The organism is Bradyrhizobium sp. 191 (assembly GCF_023100985.1).
GTDB lineage: Bacteria > Pseudomonadota > Alphaproteobacteria > Rhizobiales > Xanthobacteraceae > Bradyrhizobium > Bradyrhizobium diversitatis.
On record NZ_CP064692.1, the window covers coordinates 4,739,013 to 4,756,705 of the forward strand.

General features: G+C 63.7%; 13 protein-coding genes, 1 tRNA gene and 1 other annotated feature. Of the genes, 3 read left to right on the forward strand and 11 right to left on the reverse strand.

Going from position 1 to position 17,693, the window contains the following annotated elements:
• Positions 1 to 28 precede the first annotated feature (28 nt).
• The 3 genes from IVB23_RS22055 to IVB23_RS22065 all read left to right on the forward strand — a co-directional run bounded on the left by IVB23_RS22055 (position 29) and on the right by IVB23_RS22065 (position 3,297).
• The gene (locus tag IVB23_RS22055) at positions 29 to 316 is read left to right on the forward strand and encodes a hypothetical protein (RefSeq protein ID WP_247800018.1); all 288 of its coding nucleotides are present in this window, start codon (positions 29 to 31) and stop codon (positions 314 to 316) included.
• A 47-nt stretch (positions 317 to 363) separates the two neighbouring features.
• Positions 364 to 1,595, forward strand: a protein-coding gene (locus IVB23_RS22060; protein ID WP_247800019.1) for an IS3 family transposase whose coding sequence is annotated in 2 segments (ribosomal slippage) — positions 364 to 655 and positions 655 to 1,595 — 1,233 coding nt in all. Because the reading frame shifts where the segments join, the coding sequence is not laid out codon by codon here.
• Positions 648 to 764: a sequence feature (AL1L pseudoknot), on the forward strand. It overlaps the preceding gene by 117 nt.
• 238 nt (positions 1,596 to 1,833) lie before the next feature.
• Positions 1,834 to 3,297, forward strand: coding sequence for a serine/threonine-protein kinase (locus tag IVB23_RS22065; protein ID WP_247800020.1), 1,464 nt, complete (start codon positions 1,834 to 1,836; stop codon positions 3,295 to 3,297).
• 11 nt (positions 3,298 to 3,308) lie between these two features.
• Here the strand turns inward: IVB23_RS22065 and IVB23_RS22070 are convergent, their stop codons facing one another.
• The 11 genes from IVB23_RS22070 to IVB23_RS22120 all read right to left on the reverse strand — a co-directional run bounded on the left by IVB23_RS22070 (position 3,309) and on the right by IVB23_RS22120 (position 17,593).
• On the reverse strand, positions 3,309 to 3,974 hold the full coding sequence (locus IVB23_RS22070) for a hypothetical protein (RefSeq protein WP_247800021.1): 666 nt from the start codon (positions 3,972 to 3,974) through the stop codon (positions 3,309 to 3,311).
• A gap of 92 nt (positions 3,975 to 4,066) precedes the next feature.
• Positions 4,067 to 4,143, reverse strand: a tRNA-Arg gene (locus IVB23_RS22075).
• A gap of 60 nt (positions 4,144 to 4,203) precedes the next feature.
• Entirely contained in the window at positions 4,204 to 5,259 is a 1,056-nt protein-coding gene (locus IVB23_RS22080) for a diguanylate cyclase (protein ID WP_247800022.1), read from the reverse strand.
• Positions 5,259 to 8,369, reverse strand: a complete 3,111-nt coding sequence (locus IVB23_RS22085; RefSeq protein WP_247800023.1) for an EAL domain-containing protein — start codon at positions 8,367 to 8,369, stop codon at positions 5,259 to 5,261. The genes IVB23_RS22080 and IVB23_RS22085 overlap by 1 nt, the downstream gene beginning before the upstream one ends.
• A 174-nt stretch (positions 8,370 to 8,543) precedes the next feature.
• Complete coding sequence (locus tag IVB23_RS22090; protein WP_247800024.1) at positions 8,544 to 9,629, reverse strand: branched-chain amino acid ABC transporter permease; 1,086 nt, start codon at positions 9,627 to 9,629, stop codon at positions 8,544 to 8,546.
• Positions 9,626 to 10,636 (reverse strand): branched-chain amino acid ABC transporter permease, encoded by a 1,011-nt coding sequence (locus IVB23_RS22095; RefSeq protein ID WP_247800025.1) that lies wholly within the window; start codon positions 10,634 to 10,636, stop codon positions 9,626 to 9,628. Before IVB23_RS22095 ends, IVB23_RS22090 begins: the two co-directional genes overlap by 4 nt.
• The gene (locus tag IVB23_RS22100) at positions 10,633 to 11,355 is read right to left on the reverse strand and encodes an ABC transporter ATP-binding protein (protein ID WP_247800026.1); all 723 of its coding nucleotides are present in this window, start codon (positions 11,353 to 11,355) and stop codon (positions 10,633 to 10,635) included. The genes IVB23_RS22095 and IVB23_RS22100 overlap by 4 nt, the downstream gene beginning before the upstream one ends.
• Positions 11,352 to 12,164, reverse strand: a complete 813-nt coding sequence (locus IVB23_RS22105; RefSeq protein WP_247800027.1) for an ABC transporter ATP-binding protein — start codon at positions 12,162 to 12,164, stop codon at positions 11,352 to 11,354. Before IVB23_RS22105 ends, IVB23_RS22100 begins: the two co-directional genes overlap by 4 nt.
• A 169-nt stretch (positions 12,165 to 12,333) precedes the next feature.
• On the reverse strand, positions 12,334 to 13,518 hold the full coding sequence (locus IVB23_RS22110) for a substrate-binding domain-containing protein (RefSeq protein WP_247800028.1): 1,185 nt from the start codon (positions 13,516 to 13,518) through the stop codon (positions 12,334 to 12,336).
• A gap of 107 nt (positions 13,519 to 13,625) precedes the next feature.
• The gene (locus tag IVB23_RS22115; RefSeq protein ID WP_276578546.1) at positions 13,626 to 15,650 is read right to left on the reverse strand and encodes an acyl CoA:acetate/3-ketoacid CoA transferase; all 2,025 of its coding nucleotides are present in this window, start codon (positions 15,648 to 15,650) and stop codon (positions 13,626 to 13,628) included.
• Positions 15,651 to 16,150: 500 nt separating this feature from the next.
• Positions 16,151 to 17,593: a sigma 54-interacting transcriptional regulator gene (locus tag IVB23_RS22120; protein WP_247800029.1), complete on the reverse strand. Its 1,443-nt coding sequence runs from the start codon at positions 17,591 to 17,593 to the stop codon at positions 16,151 to 16,153.
• Positions 17,594 to 17,693 lie beyond the last annotated feature (100 nt).

The window sequence follows — 17,693 nt, forward strand, 5'->3', positions numbered from 1 at the left end:
CGAACGCGCGGCCTAGTAGGACAAGTCGATGAGCCTTGATCAGGAGACTTACAAGAGGCAGGCTGAAGCTGCGTATCAACTCGGCTTCGAACTGTTGAAAAGCGCTCGGGCAGCACAGATCGAATACGGTCGTTGGCTGGTCAATACCCTGTGGCTCATGCACTCAGGCGCTATCGTCGGCCTTCTTTTCAAAGCGCATTCCGGAGAACATCCTCCATCCTACTCAGTCGCCTTATTTTGGTTCGTGGCTGGCATTGTGTCGGCGTTCATCGCCGCATTCGCCGCTTGGTGGAATTTCACCTTCGCGGCGGTGTGAACCGCCCCGGGTTTGCCGGAGGCTCCAACTCCTGAGAGGATGGAGCCATGACGAGCAAGACAACGAACAAGTTTTCACCCGAGGTCCGGACCCGAGCGGTTCGGATGGTTCTGGATCACGCCGGCGAGCACCCGTCGCGCTGGGCGGCAGTGACGTCAATCGCGGCCAAGATCGGCTGCACGCCGCAGACGCTGCATGACTGGGTCAAGAAGGCCGAGGTCGATAGCGGGCAGCGGACCGGCGTTCCGACCGATACGGCCGAGAAGCTGAAGGCGCTCGAACGGGAGAACCGCGAGCTTCGGCAGGCCAACGAGATCCTGCGCAAGGCAAGCGCCTATTTTGCGATGGCGGAGCTCGACCGCCGGTCCAAGCCATGATCGCCTTCATTGACGATCATCGTGGGGCGCATGGGGTCGAGCCGATCTGCAAGGTGTTGCCGATTGCCCCCTCGACCTACCACGCCCATGTCGCGAAGCGGCGCGATCCGGCCACGCGGTCGGCGCGCGCCAGGCTGGACGCCGCGCTGAAGATCGAGGTTCGGCGCGTCTTCGATCAAAACTTCTCCGTCTACGGCGTGCGCAAGGTCTGGCGGCAGCTCAAGCGCGAAGGCTTCGATGTTGCCCGTTGCACGGTGTCGCGACTGATGCGGGACATGGGTTTGCAAGGGGTCATCCGCGGCAAATCCGTCAAGACCACGATCAGCGACAAGGCCGCGCCATGCCCGATGGATCACGTCAATCGCCAGTTCAAGGCACCAAGGCCGAACGTCCTCTGGCTCTCCGACTTCACCTATGTCGCGACCTGGACCGGCTTCGTCTACGTCGCCTTTGTGATCGACGCCTATGCCCGCAGGATCGTGGGCTGGCGGGCCTCCCGCACGGCGCACGCAGGCTTCGTGCTCGATGCGCTGGAGCAGGCCCTGCACGATCGCCGACCGGTCCATCGCGGCGGGCTCGTGCATCATAGCGATAGGGGCAGCCAATACGTCTCTATCAAATACACCGAACGCCTGGCTGAAGCTGGCGTCGAGCCTTCTGTCGGCAGCGTCGGAGATTCCTATGACAACGCTCTCGCCGAAACCATCAACGGTCTCTACAAGGCCGAGGTGATCCATCGGCGCGGACCATGGCGCAGCTTCGAGGCCGTCGAGTTCGCGACGCTGGAATGGGTGGACTGGTTCAACAACCGGCGGCTCCTGGAGCCCATCGGCAACATCCCGCCGGCCGAAGCCGAGCAACGCTACTACGCCATGCTGGAACAACCGGCCATGGCGGCATAACTTAAACCAAATGGCCTCCGGCAAACCCGGGGCGGTTCAGTGCTGTTTCATAGTTGGACCGACGTGAGAATGCTTTCTGATTCCAAGTATTGGCCGCAGCCCGACAAAGGCAAGGGTATGAAAGTGACAATGTGGATTGCGATCACCGGCGGGATCGGCTCGCTGATATGCCTAGTTGTAGGGAGTATCGCCATTTGGCGGACGTGGATTTAAGATGAGGTATTGGGAGTAGCGCTCTTTGACGATCATTAGCCTGAAAAAAGATTGGATTCTCGGTGAGCGTCTTGGAGCCGGCGGGTTTGGTCAGGTCTTTGCTGCTGAGAGCCCCGATGGGTCGAAGGCCGCAATTAAGCTGGTACCGAAAGTGCCTGGTGCGAGCAGAGAGCTGTTGTTTGTCGATCTAAAGGGAGCGAGAGGGGTCGTTCCGATAATTGATAGCGGTGAACATGGCGAGCATTGGATTCTCGTTATGCCGCGCGCTCGCAAATCCCTTCGTGATCATTTGACAACCGCCAAAACGCCGCTCAGCACGGCGGATGCTACACCGATTTTGATCGACATTGCTTCCGCCCTCGTAGAGCTGAATGGCAAGGTTATCCATAGAGACCTGAAACCGGAAAACGTTCTTTATCTAGATGGCAAGTGGTGTCTTTCGGATTTTGGCATTTCGAGATACGCGGAGGCAACGACGGCAGTTGACACCCAAAAATTTGCTCTCAGCCCCCCTTACGCAGCTCCTGAACGATGGCGAGCTGAGAGGGCAACTGGCGCTGTTGACGTCTACGCATTGGGAATTATGGCATTTGAAATGCTCGTTGGCCGCAAGCCATTTCCTGGCCCTCACATTGAAGACTATCGAGAGCAACACCTTCACAATGAACCTCCGATCATTGACGTAGGAACGCCGGTGCTAAAGGCCATTGTCACGGAGACGCTGTTCAAGGCCCCCGGTGCTCGTCCCTCACCTCCGAACTTGCTTGCTCGACTGACGCGATCACAGCAACAACGCTCTGGCGGTCTAGGAAAGCTTAGCGAGGCGCATCTTGGCGAAGTCGCCAAACAGAGCGAATCGGAGCGGCAAGCGTCCGCAGCTCGCTCCGCTACAGAGCAGCGTGATGATCTATTCCAGGGCGCGTCCGCATTGCTCGACGGCTTATATGGTGAACTGTCTGAAGCAATTTTAGAAGCCGCACCTAGTGCGAAGAAGGGAAGGGCAGGGAAGAGGAATGGTGTCACTATCTCGCTTGGCACGGCTCAGCTCGAGTTGGTGCCTCTTGCGAAGACACCGGCCTCTCCTTGGGGGTGGGAAGCTCCGTCATTCGATGTGATAGCTCACGCCGGTATCATTCTTCGTGTTCCCCGCGACCGATATGACTTCGAAGGAAGAAGTCATTCGCTATGGTATTGCGACGCCCTCCAGGCGGGACGATTTGAGTGGATCGAAACGGCCTTCATGGTCTCGCCCTTGATGGGCAGAAACACGACGATGCGGCCCTTTATGGCGGATCCGGGGATTGAGGCGGCGAAGGCGCTCTGGGCTGGTATGGCTGAATTTCAGCTGGCCTGGCCAATGGAGCAGGTTGAATCAGAGGCGCTCATTGAACGTTGGGCCGGTTGGCTTGCAGATGCCGCGCAGGGCCGCTTGCATGCGCCTTCAACCATGCCAGAGCGGCCAATTCCGGAAAATTGGCGCCGAAAATAGGGAGGATCCGGCTATGCGGGCGGCGAAGGCTCTTTCTTTGCTCTTTTCAAGCGCCACTTCCGCAACCCGCGCCCGATTGCTCGGGCACGGGAAGTGCTCACCTCTAGAAAATTGAAAAGCCATCGTCGCTGCCGCAACTCTTGCAGAGTGTCTTCATATCGCTGCAGAACTGCGTGATAATCTTTCCGGACGTCCCAATAGAACTCAGAGGGGTAAGGCGGGATGACAACATTGGATACGTCCTTTCCCTCCCCTCTTAGATTCCAGTAGGCCTTCTCCGTAGCATAATGTTGAAAGTAATAGGTAAAGCTCTTCGGTGGGGTAGGGCCTTCCAGGAGGTGTACCTTCTTCTTCAAAATTTCGTTGATCTGCTCGTGGATGGGGAGAAAGAACCGAGCGTAGAATAAACCCGACAGCGCGTCCCTTTCCTCCTCTGATTTGCCTTCGATCACACGATCATAGACGTCCGCGGTGCTATCTAGCTGGTCAGTTAGGGCGGCGAGGGGTGCGTAAAATTCTCTAATCTGCTCGGAGGCATGCTCAAGCTCCAACTGCAGACGTTTGGTTCGATCTTCGCGCCACCCAGTTAGGAAGTAAGCCAGAGTCCATCCGACCGCCGCCACGGCTGCAGTAGCTATGGCTCCGCCCAGAGAGACCGTTCCGTGACCGGTGGGCATTTCACCATCCGAATCTGGAAAAGGCTGCTTACCCAGTGCTTACCCGAGGAGACCTGCCAATAACGCAAAATCTCGGAAGTGCTTGATTTGACTGGCGCACCCGACACGATTCGAACGTGTGACCTTTGCCTTCGGAGGGCAACGCTCTATCCAGCTGAGCTACGGGTGCAGAGAGGCTTCATGTAGCCGATTGGCGCTGGGCGGGCAACCGCTTCTCGCCGGATCGGATTCAAGCCATTTTGCGCCGGAAGGGCGCCGGAACTGCCGCGGCCTCCCGGCCGAGGGCGGCGAACTCGGCTAAAACCCGTTCGGCGCAGATGACGCGGTTGCGGCCGAGGCGTTTGGCCACATAGAGCGCCTCGTCGGCGGCGCCCAGCAGCCGGTCGGGGCCGCCGTCGGCACCGCCGGGGATGTGGCTGGCGACACCGACGCTGAGAGTGACGTGGTCGCCGGCGCCCGTGGCGCCGTGGGCGATCTGCAAGGCCGTGACCGCGCAGCGAATCGCCTCGGCCACTTCGCAGGCGGTGCCGCAATCCATGTCCGGCAGGATCAGCGCGAACTCCTCCCCGCCATAGCGGCTCGCAAGATCGAGCGGGCGCATGGCGTGGCGGCTGACGACGCCAGCGACCGCGCGCAGGCACTCGTCGCCACTCTGGTGGCCGTGGCGGTCGTTGAACAGCTTGAAATGGTCGACGTCGACGAACAACAGCGCCAGCGGCTTCTGCGTGCGCTGGGCGCGGGCCCATTCGTCCGACAGCATCTGGTCGAAGGAGCGGCGGTTCGCCAGGCCGGTCAGCCCGTCCTTGGTGGCGAGCTCCTTCAGCGCCATCTCGGCGCGCTTCTGGTCGGTGAGGTCGCGCAGCGTCTCCACCACCGCGATCAGCCGTCCGGCCTCGTCGTGGATCGGGCCGGCGTCGATGGCGAGATAGAGCTGGCTGCCGAGCTTCGGCATCACGCACCAGTTCTCCGCGGAAAAGCCGAGCCCGTTATGGCCGCGCGCGGCATATTCCGAATAGTATTCCGGCAGCTGCTCCGGCCGGTCGAGCGCGACGAGGTCGGCAAGGCAGGGGCGCCTTGTCTCGTAGAAGGCCTGCCAGTGCTTGCCGGTGCCGATCACCTCGGAGGCGGCGACGCCGGTCAATCGCTCGCAGGCCATGTTCCAGATCACCACACGGCGCTTGGGGTCGATCACGAAGGTCGGCACCACCAGGTGTTGCATCAGCCGCACGGCATAGGAATCCGCAACGTCGACGGCTGTGGCCGGAACTGTCCTCGACCTCGCCATCAGGCCACCGCAGCCACGGGCGCAGAGTCGCCGGGGCCGAACAGCTTTCGCACCTCGCTGGCCGGCTTCGGCGCGCTGAAAAGATAGCCCTGCATCTGCGTGCAGCCGAGCGCGCGCAGCATGTCGCGCTGTGCCTCGGTCTCGACGCCCTCGGCGACCGTGGTCATGCTGCTGGCGGCCGCAATGTTCACCACCGCCTGCACGATCACGGGCGAGCCGCTCGCCTCTGCGATGTCGGCGACGAAGCAGCGGTCGATCTTGATCTTGTCGAACGGGAAGCGCTTCAGATAGCTCAGCGAGGAGTAGCCGGTGCCGAAATCGTCGAGCGCGATGCGCACGCCGATCGAGCGGAGCTGATGCAGGATCGAGAGCGCCGCCTCGTCGTCGCGGATCAGCACGGCCTCGGTGATCTCGAGCTCGAGCCGACGCGGGTTCAGGCCGGAGGCGGCGAGCGCGCCAGCGATCCGCAGCGCCAGCGTGTCGCATTTGAGCTGCACCGGCGAGACGTTGACCGCGACGCGCACATGCGCCGGCCAGGTCGCGGCCTCGTTGCAGGCCATCCGCAACACCCAGTCGCCGAGCTCGTTGATCAGGCCGGTGTCCTCGGCGACCGGAATGAACTCCGCCGGCGACACCATGCCGCGCTCGGGATGCCGCCAGCGCAGCAGCGCCTCGCAGCCGGAGACTTCGTTGGTGCGCAGGTCGACCAGCGGCTGATAGTGAATCTCGAAGCCGCCATTCACGAGGGCCTGCCGCAAATCCAGCTCCATGCTCAGGCGTGCCTTGGCGCTCGCATCCATCTCCGGCTCGAAGAAGCGGTGGGTGCGGCGTCCATTGGCCTTGGCGCCGTACATTGCAAGGTCTGCGTTCTTGATCAGCTGATCGAGATCGGCTCCGTCCTGCGGCGCCAGTGCAATCCCGATGCTGGCATCGGTGGAGAGCTGATGGCCGAGACAATGATAGGGCTGCCGGATCGCCCGGTAGATCCGCGTCAGGAAGGACAGCACGTCGGCGGGGGATTCGATCCCGGTCTGGATCACCGCGAATTCGTCGCCGCCGAGCCGCGCGATCAGGTCGCCCGGCTTGAGGCAGCCGCGGAGACGGTCCGCGATCGCCTTCAACAGCTCGTCGCCGACGTGATGGCCGAGCGAGTCGTTGATGCCCTTGAATTCGTCGACGTCGATGTAGAGCAGTGCGAACCGTTCGCCGCCGGCGACCTTCGCCAGCTCGCGTTCGATCTGCTCGCGGAACAGGGTTCGGTTCGGCAGGTCGGTCAGCGCATCGTAGTGCGCCAGATGCGCGATCTTCTCGTCGGCGTAGCGCCGCTCAGTGACGTCCTCGACGACACTGATGAGGTAGCGCGGCTCGCCGGACCTGTCGCGAATGCCGATCCGGGTCGAGGTGATATAGCGCAGCCCCTTGGTCTGGCTTCGCCAGGGATGTTCGTCCTTGAACAATCCGCCGGCGGCCTGCAGCGCTCTGCTGTCGTCCTCGGTGACGAGTCTGGCGGCTTCTTCCGGGTAAAGATCGAAGGGGGTCTTGCCGACGATGACTTCGCGCGATTGGCCGAATTGCTGCTCGGCGGTCCGGTTGATCAGCAGATATTGCCGCGTTCGGGCGTCCTTCACCGTGATCTGCGAGGGGATGTGATCGATGATCTCGCGCAGGAAGGTGTAGTTGCGGTCGCGCTCCTGTTCCAGGTTGCGGCGCTCGGTAATGTCTTCGATCGTGGCGACCCATCCACCCTGCGCGAGCGGGGTGTTGATGACCTGGAAGGCGCGGCCGCTGGCCAACTGATGAATTCTCGTCGAGACCGTGCCTTCGGCGACGATCCTCATCACGTCGGCGCAAAATGTCTCCACATCGCCGTCGAACGCATCGCGCTCCTTGCGATGATACATCGCGTCGCGGATGTGGCAGCCCGGCTTGATGACGTCGTGGGAGAGGCCGAACATGTCGGCGTAGCGGCGGTTGCAGGTGACGATGTAACCGGCGGCGTCGTACAGGATCAACCCTTGCGACATGTTGTTGAGCGCGGTGTCGAGCTGAAGCCGCTTCGCTTCGATCCGCTCCTGCGCCTCACGGTTCTGCCGGTTGATCTGGCGGATGATCAGATACAGGATCAGCGCGATGACGGCGGCTGAAAGCGCTGCGGTCGTGACCATGAAGCCGGTCTGCTGCCGCCAGTCCGCAAGGGCCGCCGCCGTGGTGTTGGTGCCGACAATGATCAGCGGGAAATGCGTCAGCGATGCCGCCGAGCCGAGCCGCTCCTCGTCGTCGATGAGGCCCCTGACGCGGAGAGTCTGCTGACCGCCTTTGGTGAGCACCTTCCGCATCAGTGGCGCATCCCTGAGGTTGCGCCCGATCAGCTCTTCGACATGCGGATGGCGCGCCAGCATCTTGCCTTGGCGGTCGAACAGCGAGATGGCCGTACCCTCGGCTAGCGCGACAGACGCGAAATACTGCCGGTAGCTGTCCGGGTCGATCCGGCGCACCATCGCCCCGAGGAAGGTGCCGTCGGCGCCGGTCAACCGGCGTGCGACGATCGTGGTCCATTTGTTGATGATGAAGCTGCGGACGGATTCCAGCAGCACCGTCTCGGACTGCGGATTGGTCTTGAACGTCTGAAAGTAGGCCCGGGACGAAATATTGATCTTGGGCAGCGGGTGGGCCCGCGACCAGTTGATCAGCTCGCCGTCGGCATCATAGATCGCGATGTCGCCCAGATGGGACACGGAGCTGATCTTGCTGCGCAGCATCTGGTTCGTGTCGGGACCGGACATGCGCTCGCGGAACATTGCCGGGGAGGTGATGTCGGCCAGGTTCATCTGCCCGATCAGATCGGCGGCGACGACATCGGAATCCTCGAACTGCTGATCGAAATGCCGCGCGATCAGCTGCACCGTGTTTTCCAGCTCGCGTTCGCGGTTGGCGAGGGTCCGCTCGCGGAACTCGCCGACGGCCATGGCCGTGACGGCGAAGATTCCGGCGACCAGCAACACGCCGCACAGGGTCAACCACAGGACGGGACTACGTCGCGCCAAGGCCTCCCAGCCGCTCCTTACGGCAAGAGACATTCCGGCAGCCACCGTAGAAAGGACCTGGCGCATTCCACCTCACACGAGGAACAGGAATACACCGCACAAATGGCGCAAACCTTAGGAAAGCAAGTTACCCAAGTATTAATCCGGTTGAGCCACGGCGTCCGCATGTCGCGCAGCGGGAAGCCCGTCACGGTTGTGCGGCGCGCGCAGCAAACGCCGCGCTGCATCATTACCAAAGGCTTAATGCGAGCTGCCGGCGCTCTTGTCGCCGCTGGCCTTGCGCAGCCGCCCGACCACGCCGGTCGGGAAGAAGTAGACGCTGGCGATGAACAGCAGCCCGAGCCACAGCAGCCAGCGATCGGGATGGAGCAGCCCCGGCAGCAGCGGCAGGCCGGCTTCGCCCGCCGCGTTGGAGGCAACGCCCATCAGCGATTGCAGATAGTTCTGGGCGAGGATGAAGATGGTGGCGCCGATGAGCGCGCCGTAGATCGTGCCCATGCCGCCGATCACGACCATCAGCAGGATGTCCAGCATGATCGAGAAGCTCAGCGAGGTATCGGGGCCGGCATAGCGCAGCCACAGCGCGTTCAGGATTCCGGCGCTGGCGGCCACGAGTGCCGCGAGGCAGTTGGCGTAGGTCAGGTGGAACACGGTGCGGAAGCCGAGTGCCTCGGCGCGAAACCGGTTCTCGCGGATCGCCTGCAGCACACGCCCGAACGGCGAGTTCACGACCCGCAGCAAGGCGAGGATCATCAGCGCCGAAACGGCGAACACCAGATAGAAGGTCAGGATCCGGCCGTTGATCTCGAAGCCGAACAGGCTCTTGGGGATCAGCACGGTGCCGGGGCGCAGCAGCTCTGGCAGCTGGAAGCTGCGTCCGTCCTCGCCCCCTGTCAGCCAGGACAGCTGCGAGGCCAGCACCTGGAAGGCGGACGCCACGGCCAGCGTGATCATGGCAAAGAAGATCGCCGCGACGCGCAGCGAAAAGAGCCCGATGGCCAGAGCGAGCAGAGCTGCGAGCGGCAGGCCAACGACGATTCCGGTTGCGACCGCCGCCCAGTTCGGGCCCATCCCGTACAGCGCGATCGCGATGGCGTAGCTGCCGATGCCGTAGAACATGGTGTGGGCGAACGAGACCGAGCCGGTATAGCCGAGCAGGAGGTCGTAGGAGGCGACCAGCGCGGCGAAGACGCAGATCTTGGCCGCCACGTTCAGCGCCTTGGCACCCGGGAACAGGAACGGCGTCGCGGCGAGCGCCAGGATGATGACGACGAGAACGAGCGTGAGGATGCGGCTACGCGGCGGATCGCCTGAGAGGATCATCATCGGCTGGTCACCGCATAGAGGCCGCGCGGCCGCCACATCAGAATGGCGACCATCAGCAGGATGTTGGATACGAGGGCGAGCTTTGGCACCAGGAAGCCGCCGTAATTGGCGACCATGGCGACCAGGATGGCGCCGATGAAGCAGCCGCCGATCGACCCCAGGCCGCCGATGATGACGACGATGAAAATCAGCACCGTGAGGTCGTCGCTCATGGAAGCGTGCACCTGTTCGCGATAGAGCGCCCACATCACGCCGCCGAGACCGGCCAGCGCCGATCCCGTCATGAACACGCCGAGGAACAGGCGGCGGATGCGGTAGCCGAGCGCCTCCACCATCTCGCGATTCTCGACGCCGGCGCGGATCAGGAGGCCGACCTTGCTGCGGTTGAGCACGAACTGGATCGCGATGAAGATGGCGAGGCCGATCAGCATCGCCAGTACGCGGTACTTGGCGATCGCGACGTCGCCGAGGATGAACGAGCCGCGCAGCGAGGTGGGCAGCGGCATCGGGATGATCTGCGGTCCCCACAGCGCATAGAGCGTCTGCTCGGCGACGATCAGGCCGCCGGTCGTCATCAGGATCTGCTTCAGATGTTGGCCGTAGACGGGCAGGATCAGCACGCGCTCGACGACCAGGCCGAGCGCGCCGGAGACCGCCATCGACAGCAGCGCGGCCGGGGCCAGCACCGCGAGGTTCATCCAGAGCGAATCCGCCTGAATGGACGCCGCGAACGGGGCCAGAACCAGCGTGGCGACATAGGCGCCGACGGCGATGAAGGCGCCGTGGCCGAAATTGAGCACGTCCATCAGGCCGAACACCAGCGTCAGCCCGGAGGCCATGATGAAGATCATCATGCCCATGGCGAGGCTCGCCACGGTCAGCGTGAGCCAGGAAGAAGTCGATCCGATCAGCGGGATCATCAGAAGGGCGAGCGCGACCGGCAGCAGGATCGGTGCGAGATCCCGCTTCGGCTTCGGCAGCGGATCGGTTGCGGCAATGTCACTCACTGATGCGCCTCCAGACTCAGGCCGAGCAGCCGCTCCTGCAGCGATACGTCGGCGGCGAGCGCCGCCATCTCGCCGCGATGGACGATGGTGCCGTTGTCCATGACCAGCACGTTGTCGCCGAGCTCACGGGCGGCGAAGAAATTCTGTTCGACCAGCAGGATGGTGGCGCCCTTGCGCTTGATCTCCTTCAGGCACTCGATCAGCGCCATCACGATGGCCGGCGCGAGCCCCTTGGTCGGCTCGTCGACCAGCAGCAGCTTGCGCGGTTCGACGATGGCGCGCGCGATCGACAGCATCTGCTTCTGCCCGCCCGAGAGGCTTCCCGCGCGCGATAGCCAGAAGCGGCGCAGCGCCGGAAAGAAGCCGAAGATCCAGTCGAGCTGGGTGTCGTCGAGCGGCCCGTCGCGGGCCGCGAGCACGAGGTTCTCCTTCACCGTGAGATCGGAGAACACCGCCATGCTTTCCGGCACGTAACCGACGCCGCGCCGCGCGATGTCGGGCGTGGCAAGGCTCTCGATGCGCTCGCCGGCCAGGGTGATCTCGCCCTTCGAGGCCTGCCACAGGCCCATGATGGTGCGCAGCGTCGTGGTCTTGCCGGTGCCGTTGCGGCCGAGCAGCATCGTGACCTGTCCTTGCGGGACTGCGAGGTCGATGCCCTGGAGGATGTGATAGCGGCCGATATGGGTGTGCACGCCGGAGAGCTTGAGCAGGTCAGTCATGCTGCGCTCCCTGCAGTGTCCCCTGCAGTGTCCCCTGCAGCGTCCCCTGCAGTGTTCTTGGGCGCGACGCCGAGATAGGCCTCCTGCACGATCGGCGAGGCGATCACTTCCGCGGGCGGGCCGTCGGCGACGAGCTGGCCGTTATGCAGCACGATGATGCGGTCGGCGAGCGAGCGCACCACGTCCATCTTGTGCTCGACGAGAAGGATGATCTTGCTCCTGTCCTGCTTGAGCTGCGCGATCAGGTTGAGGACGACGGGCACCTCGTCGATGCTCATGCCGGCGGTCGGCTCGTCGAACATGAACACTTTCGGCTCCAGCGCGATCATCAGCGCGACCTCGAGCTTGCGCTGATCGCCATGGGACAGCGCGGTCGCGGCGACGCCGCGGCGGCTGCCGAGCGCGACCTGGTCGAGGATGGCGTCGGCACGCGCGATCAAATCGCGGCGCACCATCCAGGGCCGCAGCATGTCGTAATGGGTGCCGCTGGCAGCCTGCACCGCGAGGCGGACGTTCTCTTCCACGGTGAGATTCGGAAAGAGATTTGTCAGTTGGAACGCTCGTCCGAGACCGGCGCGGGTGCGCATCGGCGCGGACTGCCCCGTGATGTCGGTGCCGTCGAACAGGATGCTGCCGTGTGAAGCGCGGAGCTGGCCCGAGATCAGATTGAAATAGGTGGTCTTGCCGGCGCCGTTCGGCCCGACGATGGCGGTGAGCTCGCCCGGGCGAAACGTGCAGGAGACGTTGTTGACCGCGACATGGCCGCCGAAGCGGATGGTGAGGTCGCGGGTTTCGAGGGTGAGCGGCATTGAGGATCTGGCAATCGATGAAACGAGATGTATCCGCGGCTGCGCTGCGCTCCCTCCCCCGCTTGCGGGGGAGGGTCGGGGAGAGGGTGTCTCCGCAAGCGAGAACCCCTGAGAGGATAGAGCCCTCTCCCGGCCTCTCCCGCGAGCGGGAGAGGTGAAGCAAGAAACCTCAGCGCTTGTTCTTGATCGGAACGTTCATGTCCTCGATCTTCAGCTCGCGCACCGGCTCGAGCACGGCCCAGGCGACGTTCGGATCGACCTTGACCTTGAAGTGATACATGCTCTGCAGCGCCTGATGATCTTCCTTCCGGAACACCATCTTGCCCTTGGGCGTGTCGAACTCCAGGCCTTCCATTGCCGTGATCAGCTTCTCGGTGTCGGTCGACTTCGCCTTGGTGACGGCGGCGACGACGGACATCGCGGCGGCGAAGCCGCCCGCGGTGAAGAAATCCGGCGGCGCGTTGAAGCGCTTCTGGTGCTCGGCGACCAGCCAGTCGTTCACGGGGTTCTTCGGAATGTCGTAGAAGTAGTAGGTCGCGCCTTCCATGCCGGGCAGGCCCTTGTAGGCGGCGAGCGCCGGCAGGATGTTGCCGCCGGTGGAGAGCTCGATGCCATAGCGCTTCGGGTCCATGTCCTGGAGCTTGGCCAGCGGGTTACCGGCGCCGGCCCAGATCACCCAGATCACCTTGCGGCCCGGCTTGTCCTTCAGCGCGTCGAACAGGCGCTGGCCGACGGCGGTGAAGTCGGTGGTCGAGGTCGGGGCATACTCCTCGGCGGCGAGCGTCGCGCCGGTCTTGGCGAGCGCCTCCTTGAAAGCGGCGACGCCGTCACGGCCGAAGGCATAGTCCTGCGCCAGCGTCGCGACGGTGACGCCCGGCTTGCCGATTGCGACAGCGTTGGAGATCGCGTCCTGCGACGAGTTGCGCCCGGTGCGGAAGATGTAGCGATTCCACTTCTCGCCGGTAATCTGGTCCGCGACCGCGGGCTCGACGATCAGGATCTTCTTGTTCTCCTCGGCGACCGGGAGAATCGCGAGCGCCGCCGCCGACGAGGTCGTGCCGATCGCAATGTCGGCCTTGTCGTCCTGATAGGCCTCCGCGAGCGCGGCCTTGGCCAGATCCGGCTTGCCCTGGTCGTCCTTGGTGATGACGACGATCTTGCGGCCGTCGAGCGTCATGGTGCCCTTGGTGGCGTACTCAAAGCCCATCTTCAGGCCGGTCTCGGTCTGCTTGGCGTAGGCCTCGAGCGGACCGGTCTTGCCATAGATCAGCGCAATCTTGAGATCGTCGGCCTGTGCGGCGGTGCCCGCGCCGAGCGCGAGGATGGTTGCTGTTATGATGAGTGATCGACGCACGATGGTCCCTCCTGATTTGAAGTTTCTCGGTAACAGCGATTTGCACAAGCTTGGGAACATTGCAATTGAACCTTCCGGTGGCGCGGGCTGGCCTTTGCGGGCATGCATCATTTTTGGGCCTGCCTCGCTGCGCCGGCCTCGACCTGGCGCCAGTCCGACTGCGCTTCCTCCGCGCTTTCGAAGATGTGCGGCGCGACGCCGCGTTTCTCCAGGGCTTCACCCAGCTTGATGCGCAGAAAGCCCGACGTGGTGTAGCGCGACACGCCGGAATAGAAGCGGTCGACGAGGCTGCGCACCATCGCAGAATAATCGTCCATCAGCTCCGGCAGAATGGAAAAGTTGTCATAATTGACGATGGCGTAGACCCGACGCCCGAGCGGCGCCAGGCGGGCCTCGACGATGGCAGCGATGGTGTCGATCTCGGCCTTGCTGCGCAGCGGGTAGCGCTCCAGATTGACGAAGAACAGGTTCTGCTGCTCGTCCAGCGTGAAGCGCTGGTCGAGCGGGATGGTGAGCAGGCGCTCGCGCAGATCCATCAGACCCTCGCCGAAGATGCGCGCGTCCATCAGCACAGGGTCGCGCGGGATCAGCGGCTTGAAATCCATCAGGCGCAGGATGTCACGCTCGATGTCAATGCCGGGCGCGACTTCGGTGAGCTCAAGCCCCTCGCCCCTGAGCTCGAACACGCAGCGCTCGGTGACGTACAGCGTGCGTTGTTTGCGCGCGGCGGCAAACGGGCCGCTGAAGGTGACGTGCTCGACGCGATCGACGAACTTGCGCGACCTGGCTTCGTCGAGGATGACGAGCTTGCCGTCCTCCACTGAAATGCGTTGCTTGCCCGCACCGAACGTGCCGACGAAAACGACCTCCTTGGCGTTCTGGCTGATGTTGATGAAGCCGCCGGCCCCGGCAAGCTTCGGCCCGAACTTGCTGACATTGAGGTTGCCGGCACTGTCGACCTGAGCAAGTCCCAGGAAAGCGGCATCGAGGCCGCCGCCGTCGTAGAAGTCGAACTGGTAGGGCTGGTCGATCACGGCCTGGGTGTTGATTGCCGCGCCGAAATCGATGCCGCTCGCGGGGATGCCGCCGATCACGCCCGGCTCCGCCGTCAGCGTGATGAGATCGATGATGCGCTCCTCATTGGCGACCGAGGCGATCCCCTCGGGCATGCCGATGCCGAGATTGACGACGCTGTTGGCTTTCAGCTCCAGCGCGGCGCGCCGGGCGATGATCTTGCGCTCGCTGATCGGCATCACCGGCAGAGAGGTGGCGCGGACGCGGATCTCGCTCGAGAAAGCCGGATTGTATTGCGTGCCGAAGGTCTGCCAGTGATTCTCGGGCCTCGATACCACGACGCAGTCGACGAGGATGCCGGGAATCTTCACTTGACGCGGATTGAGGCTGCCGGCTTCGGCGACGCGCTCGACCTGGGCGATGACGATGCCGCCGGAATTATGCGCCGCCATGGCGATGGCGAGCGCTTCCAGCGTCAGCGCCTCCTTCTCCATGGTGAGGTTGCCGTCGGGATCGCCGGTGGTGGCGCGGATGATCCCGACATCGATCGGGAAGGTCTTGTAGAGCAGGCACTCTTCGCCGCGCAGCGTGATCAGCTCCACCAGGTCCTCGGTGGTGCGTGCGTTCAGCTTGCCGCCGCCATGCCTGGGGTCGACGAAGGTGCCCATGCCGACGCGGGTGATGTGGCCGGGCCGGTGCGCGGCGATGTCGCGGAACAGATGCGTGATGACGCCCTGCGGCAGGTTATAGGCCTCGATCTGGTTTGCGATCGCGAGCTGCTGCAGTTTCGGCGCAAGGCCCCAATGCCCGCCGATCACGCGCCGGACCAGGCCTTCATGTCCGAAATGATTGAGGCCGCGCTGCTTGCCGTCGCCCTGACCGGCCGCATAGACCAGCGTCAGGTTGCGCGGCTTGCCTTGCGTATAGGGCGCGTCGCCCTCGTGGGACAGATAGAGCTCTTCCAGCGCGATGGCGATCTCCTCGGCAAAGCCGATGCCGACGAAGCCGCCGGTCGCCACGGTGTCGCCGTCGCGGATCAGCATGACGGCTTCATTCGCCGAGACGACCTTGCCCTTCTCGGAATTGCGCAAGTAAGGCAGAGCTGGATGATGGCTCACGGCGTTCCTCCCGCACCCTGGACCGTAGGCCTTGTTTTGCTTGATCTTACCGCGGAGAGCTGCCCCGGAACAGGTTGCTCCTCGCGAATGAAAGACGGCAAAGCGGAGAGCAAGGTCCGCGCCAGATCCCGCAGCTTCGCGCAAAACTGCTGAAATCTGCGGGAATTGCCTGCAATTCGCCCCGGAAGAGCAGCCGGGCGAGCTGTCCGGAATCCGAGACTCCGGACAGTCCGGTGTCTCGAAACTCAGACGGACTAAGGCACCTGAACAGAGCGCACGACAGCGAGCCATTCACTCCGCTGTCGTCCCGGACAAGCGCGCCACAAGCGCGCGCTGATTCGGGATCCATACCCCCAGGGGGAAGTTGTGGCGCGAGCTGGCGACCACGAATCTTCGCCAAACTCAACCCTGTGGCTATAGATCCCGGATCTGTGCTTACGCTTGTCCGGGACGACACGGAGAGTATGGCAGCAGCTACGGCTCCATCCGGATCTACGATCTCAGGCCGGCGCCGCCCCCGTCGTGAGACCGAACTTGGCGAGCTTCTTGTAGAAGGTCGCGCGCGAGATCCGCAGCATCCTGGCGGCCTCGGTGATCTGGCCGTTGCTGGCGGCAAGCGCCTGTTCGAGCGTGTGCTTCTCGAACTCCGCCTCGGCTTCGGCATAGGGCACCACCGCTCCGGCCGGTCGCGCTGGCGGTGCAAGCCTGACCTCCGTGTCGACCGGGAGGATGCGCGCGACGTCCTCGCCGGTCAGCCGCCCGGAATCGCTGAGGATCAGCGCGCGCTCGAGGATGTTGCGGAGCTCGCGGACATTGCCCGGCCAGTCATAGCGCGCGAGCGCGGCGAGTGCGCTCGGCGTGATCTTCGCCTTGACGTAGTCGCCCGATCCGCTGATGTCGTCGAACAGCCGGGCGCAGATATCCGGGAGATCGTCGAGGCAATGGCGCAGCGGCGGCAGCTCGATCGAGAGCACGTTGAGCCGATAATAAAGGTCGGGCCGGAACGCGCCGTCGCTGACGCGCTTGCGCAAGTCCACATTGGTGGCGGCGATCACGCGCACGTCCACCTTCGAGATCTTGTCCGAGCCGAGCGGCTCGATCTCGCGCTCCTGGAGCACGCGCAACAGCTTGGCTTGGAGTTGCAGCGGCATCTCGCCGATCTCGTCGAGGAACAGCGTGCCGCCGTCGGCAATGCGGAACTTGCCCTCGCGGCCCCTGCGGTCGGCGCCGGTATAGGCGCCCGGCGCGGTGCCGAAGAACTCCGACTCGATCAGCGTGTCCGGGATCGCGGCGACGTTGACGCTGACGAACGGCCTCTCTGCACGCGAGGAGGCGTTGTGGATCGCCTGCGCCAGCATCTCCTTGCCCGTCCCGGTTTCGCCGGTGAGCAGGACGGTGACGCTCTGCCGCGCGGCACGGCTTGCGATCTCCTTGGCCCGCGCGATGGCAGGCGTCGTGCCGACGAAATCGGCGAAGGTGAAGCGCGCCGCGCGGGCGTTGGACAATTGCCGCCGCGCCAGCCGCAGATCGCTCTCGAGCTGGGCGACGCGGGCGAGCAGGGGCTTCAGGCTCTCGAGATGATCATAGAGCACGAAGCCGATCGCGCCGATCACCGTCCCGTTCTCGTCCTCGATCGGCATGCGGGTGACGACGAGCTGCTCGCCGCCGAGCTCCATGATGTCGAGCAGGATCGGCTCGCCGGTCTCGGCCACCTTGCGCATCAGGCTGTTCGGGATGACCTCCTCGATCGGCCGGCCGATCGCCTCGCGGGCATGGTCGAGACCGAGCGCGGCGAGATATTTTTCGTTGACGTAGACGACGCGCCCGCCGCGGTCGATCGCAATCGCACCTTCGCAGAGCTGTTCCAGCCGTTCGAACAGCGTCTCCATCGCGCGCGCGCGAAGGTAAGCAGGGTCGCTGATCGAGGCGGAAGCGGCAGGCATGAGATACCTCGGGGAGGTCCGCCTGTGTATTAGCAAAAGGCCAGCAATTTCAAAGGGGGAAATGGGTACTCAGCGAGCTCGGCAATTGCTGTCGTCCCGG

What these genes read in the sequence shown, in the direction of transcription:
- IVB23_RS22085 (WP_247800023.1), bottom strand. Translation starts at nt 8,369, where the DNA reads ATGCGCCAGGTCCTTTCTACGGTGGCTGCCGGAATGTCTCTTGCCGTA.
- IVB23_RS22100 (WP_247800026.1), bottom strand. Translation starts at nt 11,355, where the DNA reads ATGACTGACCTGCTCAAGCTCTCCGGCGTGCACACCCATATCGGCCGC.
- IVB23_RS22120 (WP_247800029.1), bottom strand. Translation starts at nt 17,593, where the DNA reads ATGCCTGCCGCTTCCGCCTCGATCAGCGACCCTGCTTACCTTCGCGCG.
- IVB23_RS22070 (WP_247800021.1), bottom strand. Translation starts at nt 3,974, where the DNA reads ATGCCCACCGGTCACGGAACGGTCTCTCTGGGCGGAGCCATAGCTACT.
- IVB23_RS22080 (WP_247800022.1), bottom strand. Translation starts at nt 5,259, where the DNA reads ATGGCGAGGTCGAGGACAGTTCCGGCCACAGCCGTCGACGTTGCGGAT.
- IVB23_RS22105 (WP_247800027.1), bottom strand. Translation starts at nt 12,164, where the DNA reads ATGCCGCTCACCCTCGAAACCCGCGACCTCACCATCCGCTTCGGCGGC.
- IVB23_RS22090 (WP_247800024.1), bottom strand. Translation starts at nt 9,629, where the DNA reads ATGATGATCCTCTCAGGCGATCCGCCGCGTAGCCGCATCCTCACGCTC.
- IVB23_RS22055 (WP_247800018.1), top strand. Translation starts at nt 29, where the DNA reads ATGAGCCTTGATCAGGAGACTTACAAGAGGCAGGCTGAAGCTGCGTAT.